Below are 16,413 nucleotides of genomic sequence, written 5' to 3'. Positions count from 1 at the left end.
TTTATTATTAAATTACATTCTTGATAAACCAATTGCTACTAAAACGATACATACAATAATTAGTAAAATTAGGAAACTTACTAGTAAGTAGAATGATTTTGGAAGTTTTTCAGAAATCACAACTTGTGCTGCTGGATTTTCTTCAACTGCTACAAGTTCTTCTGTTTGTTCCACTTCTTGAGTTTTTTCTTCATCTTTAGATGATGAAGCACTTGCTTCAATTAAGTTTTTTTCAATTAAATAATCTGTTGCTTTGTGTGATTCAACATTGTTTTCTTCAAGTTCTTTAACACTTTGCAATGCTGCTTGGTATCCCATGCTTCCACGGAATGCTCCATTTTGGTGGAATCAAACTCTTGAATCCCCTTCTAGTGTTTCAGCGATTGAAATGAATTTTTTTAAACTATCTGAGAAATTATCAAATGTGTAGTAATTATCTTGTTTAGCTCTTTTTAATTGTCATGTTAAATTTTCGTTTTCATCACGTTTTTCGATGATGTAAAATCTTGTTTTTACTGCCATGTCTTTCCTTTCATATAAAATATTTGCTTTTTTGAAATATTTTTATAAAAGTTTATCACATTTTTTAAAAAAATAACTGATAAAGCACCCAAAAAGACTGTTTTTTTACTGATTCAGTCTTTTTGGGTGCTTGTTTAATAATTATTATTTAAAATATGAGTTAAATTTCAGTCTATCCTTTACTGAATTTGTTGAAGACTTTTTAATTTTTTCATAAATCTCAGCAATTTCTTTTTCACTGTATTTTTCAAATACTGCTTCTTTAAAATAAGTCATTTTTTCTTCAAATTCATTTTCTTTAAAAACAACAGCTCAGTCTGGAACATTTTTGATATTGATTTGATTGTTAAAATCTTCGTAGATTAAAAATGAATACATGTCAATTTTATCACCAAGAATTTTTTTAAAATGTGCTATATGTTTATCGTTTTGTCTTAAGTGATTTGGTTGTTCATAACGTGAAGGGCCATTTATTTTTCATCATGTTGCTAACTCATAATCACCTTCAATATCACCGTTTCTTGATTTTACTTCAATGACAATTAATCCGCGTGAAGATAAAAGCAACCCATCTACTTCAAACATATTTTTTTCATATTTATAAATTGAAGGACCGAAAAAAAAGAAATTTTGTTTTGCTGATCAATTTTCAATTCTTCTTGCTACTTCATTTTCAAAATCTGAACCTCTTCCTAATGAACGGTTTTTACGTTTTTTATAAATTCAAAAGACAATTAAAGCAATAAAAATAATTAAAAGCATTGTCATCGAAGCAATTAAACCACCTTTAATTGTTTTTCTAATCGCTTCTGAAGTTGCTTCGCTTGTTGCTGAATTTAATTCATATAAAGTTATCATGATTTACTCCTTATTAAAAATCCCATTTTTTAAATAATATAATACTTCTTTATAATTAGGTATTACTTTTGCAATGATTTTATAAAATTTGGCACTATGATTGAACTCAATAAAATGTGCAAGCTCATGAACTATTACATAATCAATAATTTCTTTACTATAACTTAGCAATTGTAAACTATATCAAATTGCTTGTTTTGAACGAATATTTTTGCCAAAATATCCATTTGCCTTTGTTATTTTGGTTTCTTTAATTTCAACATCTAAACCCATTAGGCTTTTTAGTTCTTCTTGACGTTTAATAACATAATTAAGAAGAACTTGTTTTTGATACTTTTCAATATTTTTTGTCATTTTTTGAATATTAATATCATTATTTAATTTTGAATTAAGAATTCTTTCTATATATAAACCATTGTTAACATCAAGTTTTTGAAGTTTTTTTAAATTTTTAGAATTTGTCAGAAATTCTTTTTGGTTAGTAATCTGATTCCACAAAAAAAGACAATCATCAAAAACAAAATAAAAACTTATTATGTTGCCAAAAATATATTTTTTAATTTCATTTGGCGGTGAAAGTAATTGTTTTGATTGAAAATCTTGAATTAAAATTCGTTTTTTGTTTTTGATTATGAATTCATACGCTGAATTTTTAACATCATCCAATTTTATTTTACTTGGCTTAAACAAAATTCAATTACCATCAATTAGCTTCAAACGAACACTTTTTTGTTTATTTTCAAAAACGTAAATATCGATGTTATAATTTTCGATGGTAAGAGTAAACTTTTTTAAGCTTGATAAATTCATATACTTATTTTATATTTTTAATTGGAAAAAACGAATTTTCTAGTATAATTTTTTTTATCAAATAAACGAGGAGATGCAAATGGCAAATATTAAATCAAAAATGAAAGCGATTATCTCAAACGAAAAAGCTAGAGTAAGAAACGCTGCAATTAAATCAAGAGTACGTACAGCTATTAAAAAAACTAAAATCGCTGCTACAAATGGTGATGCACAAGTTGCTGAATTATTAAAAAATGCTCACCACGAAATTGATAAAGCTGTTTCAAAAGGTGTTCTACACAAAAACAATGGATCACGTAAAGCTGCTCGTTTAGATGCTTTCGTTGCTAAAGCTCAAGCTCAAGCACAATAATTTTCAAAAAGACCAAAGTTGGTCTTTTTTTATTACTTTTTAATAAAATAAAAAATCATTAAATTTTTAGTGTTTTAATTTCCGTTATCAGTCTTTTTTAGGGTTTAATGGTAAAATATTAAATATGAAAAATATTACAGTAAATATCGAAATCCAAAAAGGAAGTTCAATTAAATACGAATATAATCGTAAAACAGGAAAAATTGCAGTTGATAGAATTTTAAGAGGTGATTTTAAATATCCTGCAAACTATGGATACATTGCTGAAGCATTAGACTGAGATGGAGATGAATTAGACGTTTTAGTTTACTCACAAGAGCAATTTATGCCAGGAGTTTCATTAGAAGCAAGAGTTGTTGGAGCAATGAAAATGATCGATGCTGGTGAAACAGACACAAAACTAATTGCAGTTCACGCTGACGACTATCGTTTAGACCACATTAAATCACTTGAGGATGTTGATCAAATGTGATTACAAAGCGTAAAAAATTTCTTTAGTACATACAAAAACTTCAAAGGTGAAGGTGTTACTAAAGTTACTGGATTCGAAGACATTCAATGAGCAGAAAAAGAATACAATGAATGTGTTGAATTAATGAATAAATATGGTTCAATGGATAAAGATGAATTCATTGAAAAAATGAAAAAAGAACATCCAGAAAAATACTTATAATTCAGTACATTAGTACTGATTTTTATTATTAAGGAGTAATGATGACAAAAGAAGAATTTAAAAAATTACTGATAAGCTACATGGAAATAAATGCCATGAGTCGTTATGAAGAACCAGTTGTAAATCAGTTAAAAAACAATCTAAAAAATTCAAATTTCAGCTTTAGTCGCGATGGTTTAGGTTCACTAATCATGTTTAAAAAATCATCAAAACCTAATGCACCAAAAATTATGATTTCAGCTCACATGGACGAAGTTGGATATATTGTAAGAATTATTGATAAAAGTGGTCAATTATTATTAGCTCCAATTGGAGGAATTTGACCAAGTGTAGCAATCGGAACTAAAGCAACACTAGTAATAAATAAAGACAATAAAAGTTTTACTGGAGTATTTGGTCACACTTCAATCCATGTCATGACCAATGATCAAGTAAAAAATGCAATGACAAATAACCAAATATTTGCCGATTTCGGATTTATCAGTGAACAAGATGCTCATGATAACGGTGTTGAAGTTGGTGATAGAGTTTATATGTCAGGTGAAACCATTAACTTTGCAAACCCTGATTTGATCGGCGGTAAAGCAATGGATAACCGTGCCGGTGTTACTACTCTAGAATACATTGCTCATGCAGTAAATGACATTGATTTAGACTGTGATTTATACCTTGTGGGTAGTGTTCAAGAAGAAGTTGGAACACGTGGAGCAAAAGCTAGCGTTAGTCTAATTGAACCAAATGTTGCAATCGCACTAGATACAACAACCGCTCACGATACTTATGGAATTATTCCTGGTAATACTAAATTAAGTGCTGGAGCCGCTTTAAGAGTTTATGATCGTGGAACTATGATGGATCCTGGTTTAGTAGAATGATTAGCACAACTTAGCCGTGACAAAAATATCAAAGCTTATAAATTTGTTGCTGCTGGGGGTGGCACAGATGCAGCAGAACTTCAATTTGGAAAAGGTGGAGTTGCAACAATTACAATTTCACTACCACAAAGATATCTTCACTCACCAATTGGTGTTTGTGACATTAACGATTTAATGGCTGCTGGGGATTTAATTACTGAATTTTTAAAAGAACTTTCAGCCCAAAGCTATCAAGAAAAATTAGCTTATAAATAAGATAGGAAAGGTTTTTATGAAGGAAAAAATAAAAATTAACGATGAAGAATATTCAATTCAAAATGTCACTAAATATTTAAATGAACAAATAGAAACAAAAAAGTCTAGACAAAAAAACGACATTACAAAAGCGTTTAGATATGCAAATGATGACGAATGATATACAACCTACGAAGATGTAGAATTTTTTATTCAAAATGCAAAAATACCAAAAGATTGAGTTGTTTGATGTCCTTTTGATTTAGAAACATCTAATTTTGTAAAAGCATTTAAAAAAAATGGATATAAAGTTATCTATTCTCATATATTGTATGGACAAGACTTTTATGAATATGTACCAAATGAAAAATGAGACATAATTGTTTCTAATCCACCTTTTAGAAATAAACATAAACTAATTGAAAGAATTATTCAATTAGGGCAAAACAAAAAATTTGCTTTAATTTTCGGAATTCAAGCACTAAATAGCGAAAAGTTTTGCAATGAACTTCAATCGTTAAAAAGAGTTCAATATGTGCATTTAAAACGAAGAATGTGTTTTACCAAAGATCATATAAATTACGATATACAAAACTTACAAAGACCTTCTTTTGCAAGTATGTGAATCTGTAATGATTTATTAAAAAAAGATATACAAGTTTGAGAAGGTATAAATTATAAAAAAATAAACAAGGAATTTAGTTAAAATGAATATAGTTATATCGCAAAGTTTAATAAATGCTTTGCAAAAGGAAACTAAAAATCGTAATTGAAATTATACTAAAGATGACATTTTAAAAATGATTTTCCTAAGACTCAACGAAGATAAAATATTATTAAATGAAAAATATGAAAATATTTTATGAAAAATTAGCAATGAAAAATTCCAAGGCATATGTTTAGGACAATCTGTTGTTTATTTTACACAAGCAATGGATTTTAAAACAAATACACCAAAATCACGTAACACTTTTTTTGAACAAAATTTTGTATCTCTTTATATAAAATTAAAAGATAAATATAAATATTTTTTTGTTTCGCTAAATCCATTAGATACAGCTTTTGAAAACATAAAGTTTGCTAAGACAATTATTCTTTATATACTAATTTCTTCTAAAGTTTTAGGTTTAAATATTAACAAATCAATTAATGATATTTTGCATAGTAAACTAAATCAAAATTCTTTACAAGAATCAAATAATCAGATTTCTAATTTTCACTTGTTTCAAAATACCAAAATCAAAAATATTTTAAAAAATAAAAATAATAGCCCTTCGTATATAACTGTGAATTCCTATAATAAAACAATATATTTTTATTCTAAAATAGATGGCGCTAACTTTGCAAGGACTTATTTAGATATCTTAATTACAAATTTATTATGAGATACTTTAAATAAAGAAAACTATGAAAAAATAATAATTTTAAATACAGAAAATAAGAAATTAATCAACAAGTTGACTGACTTATTAAAAACTTATGATTTTGAAATTTTATTAAATGGACATTGAAAAAATGCAGACTTTGATAATATTAATTACACTAAAGAAAGAAAAACCTTAAGAAATCAAGCCCTTTTTCTAAAAAATATTATCGAAAAATATGGTGTTAAGAATTGTTTAAGCTGTTTTGCTTGTGATTACCCTAATTATAATAATTTAATAAAATCACACATTCACAGAGTTGCTGATATAGAAAGTGAAATAAATCAAAATATTAATGTTATTTTAAATACTGAAATAATTAATTCTGGCAATAATGGTTTTTTGCTTTGCCCTAATCATGATAGAGAATTTGAAAATGGTTCAATTTTTTTTGATTTAAAAGAAATGAATTTCAAAGTGTCAAAAATGTTTTATGAAAAAAATAAGGATATTGCTACTTATATTCAAAAAACACTAAAAAATAAGAGTTTTTTAAAAAATAAAGAAAAAAACTTTGTTTATTGTGTGCAAAAACACACAATAAGAACAAAAAACAATATATAAACTCACGAGACGCAGAAAAATTTGTAGACATATTCCGAAAGGAGTGTGTTTTTATTTTATGAATCAATAAATATCTTTAGAGTAATATTACGGTTAAAAAATAAAAATAATCATGTATGCATAAACAAGAATGAAAAATTCGATAATTTAATGTGTCTTCTTGTGTTCTTGCTTAAAGTTCTTTTTTTATATTTGTTTGTTTAAAAATTTTGCTAACAAGTATTATTAAAATACATATATCAACAATAAAAAAAATAATTTACTTTTTAGAAGTTTAAAGTCTGTCAATTTCGATTTCTAATTCCTTTAATTTTTCTTTAATGTTTTCATAATTATTTGTCATTAACGTAATCTTTTTTAAATTTGGAAATTGTTGCAGTTCGGATATATTTAAATCATTTACATCAAATACATCACTTTCGCCATCTCAAAGCGGGATAATATTTGCATATATTTCATTGCCTCCGTCCATATAAATTTCTTTTACTTCGCTAGCTAATTCTTTTGGAATTGGAAGCTTTTTAAAAAAATTAAGAGCAGGACGAATAATTTTTTCACTTTCAGTATCGATTTCTTTACCTGTATATTGATTAGCAAAATCATAAATATCAAAATAAGGTTCAAGAACTTTTAATTCATACATTAGAACTTGAATTACAGCTAATTTAAAATTCAAATTTTCAAAATGTAAAATATTCTCAGTATTTTTATTAATTTTATAAACATTCTTTTTCTGTTCATTTTCATTTTTAATAGGAAGAGAAAAAACTATAGATAAAGGACATTCAACGTCTTCAATTTCTTCTTTACTATTATTAATATTTGGCCAAATAGTACAATAAAAGTTTCCAATATATTTGATTTTTACTAGCTGATTCATTACTTCTGAGTCCTTAAAATCCAAGGCATTTTTTTGACCATTAAGAATTAAGTCAAAACAACATGGTTTTGTTGGCAATTCTTGCTTATTTTCATCAATTCTGGGTTGAACTTTTTTACCAAAATATAAATACATAATTCTTATATTGTGATCTTTATCAATACAATGTCCAAGGTTTTTGAAATAATTGTCAATACCTAATTCCGCCATAAAAACAATACCTAATTTATCATAAATATATTTTGTATATTGATCATTTATTTTAATAATTCTTGATGGTTTACCAAAAATATCTTCAATTTCTAAAACTGAAGCAGGTAAATTTAGAGCATTTTGATTAATTATTAATTTATCTTCGAATATTTCAAATTTATAATTAGATTCTTTGTTCTTTAAAATTGACATAATAACCTTTTTTTAATTATATTACCGTTTCAATTTCACATTTAGTAAAATAAATGTTTTATAATAAATTCAATAAAAAGCAATTAAAAACCAAGGGCTCGCCTTGGTTTTAAGTTAAATATTAGTTTAAAGTAATTTTTGTACCAGTTTTTTCGTTGATAATATCTTCTAAATCTTTTAAATCACCGATAAAGGCAGCTTTCCCACCTTCTTCAACGAATTTAATAGCAGCTTGTACTTTTGGAAGCATACTTCCTGGTGCAAATTGTTTTTGTTCAATGTATTCTTCTAATTGAGCTTTATTTACGTGTGTTAAAGCTTTTTGATCTGGTTTGTTGTAATTTACCATAACGTTATCAATAGCTGTTAAAACAACGAAGTAGTCAGCTTTAGCAAGTGAAGCTAATTTTGCAAGTGCGAAATCTTTATCAATAACTCCATCAACACCTTCGATTGAACCATCTTCGTGTGTGATTGTAGGAATTCCCCCACCACCACCAACAATAACTGTAGCTCCTGATTCAATAGCTTTTTGCATTTTGCTAAATCCAACGAAGTTAATTGGTAATGGAGAAGCAACAACTTTTCTAAATCCACGTCCAGCATCCTCTTTAATTACAGATCCTGGGTTTGCTTCTTTAGCAGCAGCCTCTGATTCATAGAAAGGACCGATTGGTTTTGTTGGATTTTTAAAAGCTGGGTCTTTAGCATCAACTAGTGTTTGGGTAAGAATATATAGAGGTTCGTGTCCTTCAACACCTTGTTTTGTAAATTCATTAGTAATAGCATTTACCATGTGGTATCCAATGTAACCTTGTGACATTGCTCCTGATTCTGGTAAAGGAATTAAAGGTGATTTAGCGTTAACTGAATTTGCTGAAACAAATCCATTGAAAATCATCCCAACTTGTGGACCATTTCCGTGTCCAATAATTACTTGGTGTCCAGCTTTAACTAAGTCAGCAATTTTTTTAGCAGGAATTTTTACTAATTCTTTTTGTTCTGCTGGGTTATTACCTAAAGCATTTCCACCTAATGCAATAACGATTCTTGCCATAATTAGTATCCTAATGTAGCTAGAATGATAGCTTTAATTGTGTGCATTCTGTTTCCAGCTTGTTGAATTGATTTGTTGTATTTTGATTGGAATACTTCGTCAGTTACTTCCATTGCTCCTGTAGCAACTACTGGGTATTTTGCTCCTAATTGAGCTTTAATTTCTGATGAGAATAATGTGTGGTCATCGTGGAATGCTGGTAAGCAGTGTAGGAAGATAACATCTTCTTTAGCAGCTTTAATCATATCCATGTCAACTTGGAACGCTCCTAATTCTTGAATACGTGATTCAAATAATGAGAAGTCTTCTCCTAGTGATACTCAAACGTCTGTGTAAATTGCATCAGCATCTTTAGCAGCTTCTAATTTATTGTCGCTGAATGAAACTGATCCACCATTACGTGCAAATAGTTCTTGACATTTGTCATAAACTTCTTTGTGTCCATCAGCTCCGTTTTTAACGATATCTCATTGTGCTTTTGGTCCACATAAAACGATGTTTACTCCAAAGAAAGCAGCACCGATCATTAATGAACGAGCAACGTTGTTTTTGATGTCTCCTGCAAAAACAAGTTTTTTACCTTTTAAGTCTCCTTTGAATTCTTTCATTGTCATGTAGTCTGCAAACATTTGTGTTGGGTGTTCTGCATCTGTTAGTCCATTTCAAACCGGAACTCCTGAGTATTTAACTAATGCATCAACATCTGATTGTTTGAATCCACGGAATTCAATTCCATCATACATTTGTCCTAGAACCATAGCTGTATCTTCAACTGATTCTTTTTTACCGAAGTTTGAACCTGAAGGCCCGATGTATGTACAACTTGCTCCTAAATCAGCTGCTGCAACTTCGAAAGCACAACGTGTTCTTGTTGAGTCTTTTTGGAATAAAATAACAATATTTTTTCCTGTTAAAGGACGTGAGTTAACGTGTAGTCCTTGTTGTTTTGATTTTTTTAAGTCGATTGATAAATCTAAAACATAGTTAACTTGGTCGGTTGTTAAGTTTAGAGCTGTATCTAAACTACGACCTTTTAAATTCATAGGCATTTTTTGCTCCTTGTTTTTAATTTGTAATATAAATAAATGAATTTTTAACATATTTATAAAGAATATATAAATATCTTTTATTTTACTACTTTTGTAAGCTTCGACAATTAAAATGACTAAAAAAATATAAAAAACTAGGAGTATTATATACTCCTAGTAACAAATATTAACGAGCTGTAACAAATGATTGAATTCTTGCGTTGTTAAATGCTTGAAGTTCTAATAATTTTTGTTTTTGTTCAGCATCAATGTTTTCTGATAATAACATTTCGTATTTTCTTTGTTTTTTGTAAACGATTAGTTTTTCAACTGGAACCATTGCGAACATGAAGATTGCAAACACTGGTAATAAGATTGATGTTACAAGTCTTCCGATAAATTCGTAATTTAATGATTCTATTTTATCGTTAACTTCATTTCATTGATCTGGTGTGATGTATTGAGCACCTGGTTGCATTGCTGCTAAAGCTGCTTGTTGAGCATCTTGTTGTGATTTAATTAATCCTAATGAAACATAAGGGTTTAAAGCATAAATTACTAATGCTAAAGCAACTAATACAGATCCTGTAATTCCAGCTCAAATTGTGTGTTTTCCTTCTTCAACTTTAATGAAGTGTTGTTTTCTGTTTTTGATTGCTCCAATAATTGACATAACGATGAATGCGAATGCAATAACTGCCATTCAGTTTGCCATTAAATCTGCAAAGTTTAAGTTTGAGTTGAATTCATGTGATCCATATAGACCATCATAACCACCTGGGAAGTAAGCTAATGATCCAACAACGTTGAATAATAAAACAACTGGTAATGTTAGAATCATTGAAAATACCATTCCAACAACTGGAGCTTTTGAGTTTTGCATGTATTTATATGCTTTTAATGGAACTCAAAGTTCTCCTTCTTTGATTAAGTCTTCAACGAATCTTGTTGCTCACATTGTAAATCCATTGATAATTCCAAGAATACCAATTGAAATACACATGTTAATTAATCCGAATAATCATCCGGCTTTTGCTCCTGATAATAAATCAGCGAATCCGTAGAATCCACCTTTTGCGGCTCCTACTGTCATAGATACAGCAACGATTAAGTAAATAGCTGTAACTGTTGATAATCCAATGATTAAAGCAAGAGGTGTTTTTTTAGGTTCTGCCATTTCTGATTGAACTCCAGCTGTTACATAGAATCCATCATATGCAAAGAAGATAGCAGCCATAGATGTAAAGATACCAAAAATAGGTGATAATGTTGCTAAACTTGTTGATTCTTTATTTCATCATGTGATTTGAGTCATTTGTTTACCAACACTAACAGAGCTACCATCTGGTGTTTCTGAAAGTGTTTGTCCTGCAAATAACATTCCTAGAATAACAACAGCAATTAAAGGAATAAATTTAACTACTGTAACTACTCAGTTTTGAATGTTTCCTGCGTATGAGCTTAGTCCTGATGTTAGGAAGAATCATAATGAGATTCCAATTGCTAACACCATCATAATGATTCAGTCTTTGTTTCCAAGACCGTTATTAATTAAATTACCTGCTCCGTCATGGAATCCACTTGCAGCATCTTGCATTTGGATAATAACGTAAAGTGGCATGAAGTAGTATGTAAATGGTAGATATAAGAAAGTCATAAATCATTTACATGCTTTATAGATATATAATCCGTTGAAAGCTTTGTTTCAACCAATCATACCTAAGTTGTCATTACGACCTGAAGCAACTTCGACTAGAGCTATTGCCATTGTAACAACAGCAAATGCGGCTAATAATCAAGCGAAAATTGATCAAAAGATGTTACCTTGAGATTCTTCAAGAACACCTGATGAACGTAGGAAAATTCCTGCTCCGACTGATGAACCGATAACAATTAAAATAGCTGAAAAGAAAGTAATTTTTTTCTTTTTGTCAGATGTTACTACTAATTGTTCTTCAGACATACTTTTCCTTTCTAAAATGTATTTTTGTGTAATAGTTTAACTATTACTTATTAAAATTTTACTCCTAGTTTTATTTTAAAAATGTTTTTTTAAGTGTTTTTTTAGGAATTTTTACATAAAAGATAGTTTACAAATACAAATATATTAATTTTTGTTGTTATTTAACGTCTTTACGTGATAAAGGCATTGACATACAACGTGCATTTCCCATTCCTAGTGATAATTGGTTTCCGTGGAATGGAAGAACTTTAATTCCTGCTTTAGCTAAAGCTGCGTTTGTTTTTTCGTTACGTGAATATCCAACAACAACTCCTGGTTTAACTGCTAAGTAGTTTGTTCCATCGAAGTGTGTTTCACGTTCAATTTCCATGTGTGTTGCACCTTCTCCAGCGATTGGAATTAAAATTGGTTTTTTACCAATGATTGATTCTAATAAATCTGATAGTGAAGCGTCATTTGGTTTAGGTTGTGGGTTTTCTTCTTTAAGATCGTAATCTCAGAATTTTAATACGTCTAATAAAATTGGTGAGTATAAGAATTTATCTGTATCTAGCATTGTTAATCATGTATCTAGGTGCATTAAATTTGTTCATTTTGGAACGTTTACTGCAACGATACGTTCGAATTTACATTCTTTATTAGCTTTGATATTTTTTGCTAATAATGTAATTGTTTCAAGGTCTGTTCTTTCTGAAACCCCAACAACTAATGTTTTTTCGTTATATACGAATACGTCTCCACCTTCAATTGATAATTTTAGAGATGGTTCATAGTAAACTGGTGTTTTTGCAAGTTTTGGGTGGTTTTTAAATACAAATAATGCGAATAATGTTTCTCTTTGACGTACTTTGTAACGCATATAGTGAATTGTTACCCCGTTACCTACTGATGCAAATGGATCTCTTGTAAAGTATAAATTAGGCATTGGGTCAACGATCAATTCTGATTCTGATTCAATTCCTAAATCATATTTTGTAATTCCTGACATCATGTATTCAACCATTTGTCTTGTTGGTAATGATTTTAAGAATTTTCTAACAAGAGCTTTGTGTTCTTCTGATAATACAGGAGAAGAATCTTCAATAAAGTCTTCAACTAATTTTTCTTGTTCTTCTTTTGAAGCTAGGTCATATGTTTCTGTAACTAAGTCTGTTAGTTCTACAACATTAATACCTAAATCTTTTAGTGATTTTGTGAATCCTTCGTGTTCTTTACGAGCATCGTTGTTTTCTAAAACAGCTGAGAATAAAAGTTCATCTAATCTAGCTGGTGTAATATAATCGATTTCTCGACCTGGTTTGTGTACTAAAACTGATTCTAATTCTCCGACTTCACTGTAAACGTGAATACCGTTGAATTTTTCATTAAATACTGACATTTTTTGCCTTTCAATATATATTTATTGGTTTAAAAATTAATATTATTTGTTTGTATAAAGAGAGACATTTAATGAATTTTCATTTTTTTCTTGCTTTTATATTTTTTTATGTTAGAATAATTATGTTTTTATTTGACTGTTTTAATACAATGTCTATAAAAACCAAAAAGCGATTATAAAAATAAAAAGAATTCATTTTTTTAACATGTTCTTTTATACATTTTATATTATAAAACTTTATGGAAAACATTCAATTTTAAAGGATAAAAAAGTCTTTGATTTTTCTCTAATTAAATATAAATCTTTTTTCTCTTCATTTAAAAAACTTTTCTCATTCTTTCTTAATATATTTATTTAATAATTCTAATTAATATAGTTTGACTTTTTTAAGATCCTAAATTGATTTTGTTTTAAAATAATAGAATAGCTAAATATGAAAAAGGAGCATTTTATGAAAAATCTAAATGAAACAATGCTTTCAGTGTCACTACAATCATTTGATGCATTACATAAAGATAAGCTTACATTTGAAGAAATCTTTAATTACGTAAGAGATCGTTTCGACGAAGATTGAAAAAATTCAAAACCCGAAGATTACGATTTAGACTTACTATATCAAAACAAACGTGGAGAACTATATAAATTACTAACAATTGATGGTGGTTTCTTCCGTTTAGCTGATGGTAGATGAACAAATAATCGCCCAACAGAAATTTCAAATAATTAATCAAGCGATATGCTTGATTTTTTTATTCCCATTTTTGTTTCATTTTTATTAAAATATGTTTTTTTAAAACTAAAATTGAATTAATGAAAAAATATTTTAGATTCTTAAAACTATTATTAATAGGAAGCTTGGCGATTAGTCCGGTTTTTTTAAGTGCGCAAAGTTGTAAAAATAATGAGCAAAGTCATTTAGTACAAAGAAAATTACAAAACGTAATTGATGGCGACACAATTCTTGATGAAAACAATGTTATGTACCGCTTTTTAGGTATTGACACTCCTGAGTCAAGAAAAAAAGTTAATGACACTTGAATTGAAACTACTGGAATTGAAAAAAACTTTGCAACTAAAGCCAAAAATTTTACCCTTCAACGGCTAAAAGAAAATAATTTTGTATTTTTTGTTGATACAGATTTAAAACAAGATAAATATGGTCGATCGCTTGCCAAAATTTATCTTGACGATAAAAGACAAAAAATGCTTAATGTTGAACTTGTAAAAAATGGTCTAGCATTACAATACTACATTTCTTTAAACCCCAAAAATATCTACTATACAAAAGATGTTGATTTTTACCTTTTACTTCAAAATGCCCAATTAGAAGCAAGAGTTAATAAAAGAGGTTTTTGAAATCTTCAAAATGTCGCAATAATATTCCCAAAACATCATTAACTAAGTAAATATGCTTAAAAATAAGGATTTATTCATTACCATATTTTATAAATATTAGGTATAATTATTTTTATTCTTAGCAGTTTTTTAACTCTGCTACGGGTAATTATTGAAAAAAATTATTTTTATGATAAAATATTTTTGCAAATAACAACAATAAGGAGCAACAGAATTATGAAAAAAGATATCCATCCACAATATCAATCAATTAAAGTAACTTGCTCATCATGTGGTGCAGAACACGAATTCGGAACAACTGCAAGTAAAATCTCTCTAGATGTTTGCTCAAGTTGTCATGCCTTCTATACAGGAAACCGTACCAGTGCTAAAGCTACAGGTCAAGTTGAAAAATTCAACCGAAGATTCGGAAAACAAGCAAAATAATAAGCGAGCTAATCGCTTTTTTTATTACCTAAGGATAAAATGAAAAACAAATTTTTAAAAAAATTGCCGATTTTTATGGCTTCTAGTCTCTGTTTTTTGCCATTATTAAGTATTTCGTGCAATAACGTTCAACAAAATCATAAAAAAACAGATGAAGCTTCACCACAAAAACCCGGTATTTCAAATGTCAATAATGAAGAAAACGATAATTCTAATCCTTCAAGTTCACAAACAAAAAAAGAAAATCCAAATGCAGAACAAAACAATAATTCTGACGTTTCCGATAACAACGGTTCATCAGTAAAAAAAGAAAAACATTCAATTCTTTGAACCACAATCACAGATAATGCAAAAGTTATCTATATTAATGAACAAAATTTTAAACAAGCTAGAAATGTTAATATTACTTTTAATGTTCAAGAAATGATGAATAAAAAAATAAGCGTCGGTTCTTTAGAAAACCAAAATTTAGAAGACGTTTTAAAATATGTAAAATCCATTAACTTCGTTGATTTTAATGGAAATGAGATTGCTAATTGAACAAAGAATTCTAAAACAATCAATATCAAAAAGTTTCAAATTACTAAAAATAATCAAAATCAAGTTTTTCTTTTCTTATCAGCAACCCAAAAAGTTTTAAATAGTAGTAACGAAGTAATTGAAAAAGAGATTTTTCATAAATCGCAAATAAATTTAAAAAATGTTTATACCGAAGAAGAATATCTAAATTATTTACTTCAAAATAAAATTTCGATTAAAAATACTGACAATTCTGAACAATTTGCTTCATTTTTTGAAGCTCGTAATAATAAAAATAGAGTGAATGTTGATTTAGTATACAATTTCTTAACTCTTGATGAAAATTACGAATTAAAAGATGGCTTACGTTACTTTCTTTCTTCAAAAATGTTTGCTAACGACATTGATGGAAGTTTAGAAATAATTGCTCAGGTTTTTAATGAAGATAAATATGATCAAAGACAATTTTCAACAACTAAAACCTTTAAAATTACTGGTTTCAAACAAATCAATCCCCTAGAATTGCAACAAAACTTGTTAGTTACAGTTTCTGCTGAATTTAAACATAATTCTAAAAAAGCGTTTACAAATTATCAAAAGGCCAATAATAAAAAGATTTGAAACAAAGATGAATTTTATAAATTAATTTTTATTTCTGATTGACCCGTTATAAAATCATACGAAGATAGTGATACAAAAATTACTACAACTGATAAAAAAAGTTTATTATTCTACTACAAACACCACAGATTCTTCGAAAAGTTCAATAGTGATGATGGTCTGTTAAATAATGAGTTTCAAATTAAATATTTAAATATTACTTTTGATTCAATTCATATAAAACAAGTTGATGAAGACCAAAGAAGAATGGATATTGAAATGTTTTATACTATCTATATTAGTATCGATGGTAAAGATTTCGAATTTTCTTCTTCACTTAATACTTATTTACTAAATCAATAAAAAATCAGTCTTTTGACTGTTTTTTTATTGATTTTTGTTATAAAAATGTTTTTTAGAATTAATAATATAACCATAGACTTGTTTTTTTTTTTTTTTTTGTGTTTTTTTTTTTTTTTTGTATCATTA

At 28.1% G+C, this 16,413-nt stretch carries 17 protein-coding genes; 9 read left to right on the top strand and 8 right to left on the bottom strand.

Going from position 1 to position 16,413, the window contains the following annotated elements; all coding sequences use genetic code 4:
• Positions 1 to 12: 12 nt before the first annotated feature.
• The 3 genes from JV175_RS00760 to JV175_RS00750 all read right to left on the bottom strand — a co-directional run bounded on the left by JV175_RS00760 (position 13) and on the right by JV175_RS00750 (position 2,190).
• Positions 13 to 522: a hypothetical protein gene (locus JV175_RS00760; protein WP_205498356.1), complete on the bottom strand. Its 510-nt coding sequence runs from the start codon at positions 520 to 522 to the stop codon at positions 13 to 15.
• Positions 523 to 666: 144 nt separating this feature from the next.
• Positions 667 to 1,380, bottom strand: coding sequence for a nuclease-related domain-containing protein (locus JV175_RS00755; protein WP_205498354.1), 714 nt, complete (start codon positions 1,378 to 1,380; stop codon positions 667 to 669).
• Between the two features lie 3 nt (positions 1,381 to 1,383).
• A complete protein-coding gene (locus JV175_RS00750) occupies positions 1,384 to 2,190 on the bottom strand; it encodes a M48 metallopeptidase family protein (protein ID WP_205498352.1) in 807 nt (268 codons plus the stop codon).
• Positions 2,191 to 2,269: 79 nt separating this feature from the next.
• On the opposite strand from JV175_RS00750, the gene rpsT reads away from it, so the two are divergent.
• From rpsT to JV175_RS00725, 5 genes are all read left to right on the top strand, one after another.
• Positions 2,270 to 2,542, top strand: coding sequence for a 30S ribosomal protein S20 (gene rpsT, locus JV175_RS00745; protein ID WP_205498350.1), 273 nt, complete (start codon positions 2,270 to 2,272; stop codon positions 2,540 to 2,542).
• 124 nt (positions 2,543 to 2,666) lie between these two features.
• On the top strand, positions 2,667 to 3,215 hold the full coding sequence (locus JV175_RS00740; RefSeq protein ID WP_205498348.1) for an inorganic diphosphatase: 549 nt from the start codon (positions 2,667 to 2,669) through the stop codon (positions 3,213 to 3,215).
• Positions 3,216 to 3,256: 41 nt separating this feature from the next.
• Positions 3,257 to 4,345 carry a zinc-binding metallopeptidase family protein gene (locus JV175_RS00735; protein WP_205498346.1) on the top strand — a complete coding sequence of 363 codons (1,089 nt, stop codon included), beginning with the start codon at positions 3,257 to 3,259 and terminating at the stop codon, positions 4,343 to 4,345.
• Positions 4,346 to 4,361: 16 nt separating this feature from the next.
• A complete protein-coding gene (locus JV175_RS00730) occupies positions 4,362 to 5,030 on the top strand; it encodes a methyltransferase (RefSeq protein ID WP_205498344.1) in 669 nt (222 codons plus the stop codon).
• 1 nt (position 5,031) lies between these two features.
• Positions 5,032 to 6,312: an HNH endonuclease signature motif containing protein gene (locus JV175_RS00725; RefSeq protein WP_205498342.1), complete on the top strand. Its 1,281-nt coding sequence runs from the start codon at positions 5,032 to 5,034 to the stop codon at positions 6,310 to 6,312.
• 274 nt (positions 6,313 to 6,586) lie between these two features.
• Here the strand turns inward: JV175_RS00725 and JV175_RS00720 are convergent, their stop codons facing one another.
• The 5 genes from JV175_RS00720 to arcA form a co-directional block, all read right to left on the bottom strand.
• Complete coding sequence (locus JV175_RS00720; protein ID WP_205498340.1) at positions 6,587 to 7,597, bottom strand: DUF6892 domain-containing protein; 1,011 nt, start codon at positions 7,595 to 7,597, stop codon at positions 6,587 to 6,589.
• Positions 7,598 to 7,718: 121 nt separating this feature from the next.
• On the bottom strand, positions 7,719 to 8,654 hold the full coding sequence (gene arcC, locus JV175_RS00715; RefSeq protein WP_205498338.1) for a carbamate kinase: 936 nt from the start codon (positions 8,652 to 8,654) through the stop codon (positions 7,719 to 7,721).
• A gap of 2 nt (positions 8,655 to 8,656) precedes the next feature.
• Entirely contained in the window at positions 8,657 to 9,703 is a 1,047-nt protein-coding gene (gene argF / locus JV175_RS00710) for an ornithine carbamoyltransferase (RefSeq protein ID WP_205498336.1), read from the bottom strand.
• A 166-nt stretch (positions 9,704 to 9,869) separates the two neighbouring features.
• Positions 9,870 to 11,645 (bottom strand): APC family permease, encoded by a 1,776-nt coding sequence (locus tag JV175_RS00705; RefSeq protein WP_205498334.1) that lies wholly within the window; start codon positions 11,643 to 11,645, stop codon positions 9,870 to 9,872.
• A gap of 157 nt (positions 11,646 to 11,802) precedes the next feature.
• Positions 11,803 to 13,023: an arginine deiminase gene (gene arcA / locus JV175_RS00700; protein ID WP_205498332.1), complete on the bottom strand. Its 1,221-nt coding sequence runs from the start codon at positions 13,021 to 13,023 to the stop codon at positions 11,803 to 11,805.
• Between the two features lie 451 nt (positions 13,024 to 13,474).
• Between arcA and rpoE the strand changes: the two genes are divergently transcribed.
• The 4 genes from rpoE to JV175_RS00680 all read left to right on the top strand — a co-directional run bounded on the left by rpoE (position 13,475) and on the right by JV175_RS00680 (position 16,287).
• Positions 13,475 to 13,750 (top strand): DNA-directed RNA polymerase subunit delta, encoded by a 276-nt coding sequence (rpoE, locus tag JV175_RS00695; protein ID WP_240337558.1) that lies wholly within the window; start codon positions 13,475 to 13,477, stop codon positions 13,748 to 13,750.
• Between the two features lie 83 nt (positions 13,751 to 13,833).
• Positions 13,834 to 14,421, top strand: a complete 588-nt coding sequence (locus JV175_RS00690; protein ID WP_205498330.1) for a thermonuclease family protein — start codon at positions 13,834 to 13,836, stop codon at positions 14,419 to 14,421.
• Positions 14,422 to 14,595: 174 nt separating this feature from the next.
• Positions 14,596 to 14,805 (top strand): 50S ribosomal protein L31, encoded by a 210-nt coding sequence (gene rpmE, locus JV175_RS00685; RefSeq protein ID WP_205498328.1) that lies wholly within the window; start codon positions 14,596 to 14,598, stop codon positions 14,803 to 14,805.
• Between the two features lie 39 nt (positions 14,806 to 14,844).
• Entirely contained in the window at positions 14,845 to 16,287 is a 1,443-nt protein-coding gene (locus tag JV175_RS00680; protein ID WP_205498326.1) for a hypothetical protein, read from the top strand.
• The last annotated feature ends 126 nt before the right edge of the window (positions 16,288 to 16,413 follow it).

It is taken from the genome of [Mycoplasma] gypis (assembly GCF_016924775.1).
Classification (GTDB): domain Bacteria; phylum Bacillota_I; class Bacilli_A; order Mycoplasmatales; family Metamycoplasmataceae; genus Metamycoplasma; species Metamycoplasma gypis.
This window is presented reverse-complemented; position numbering and strand designations above follow the sequence as displayed.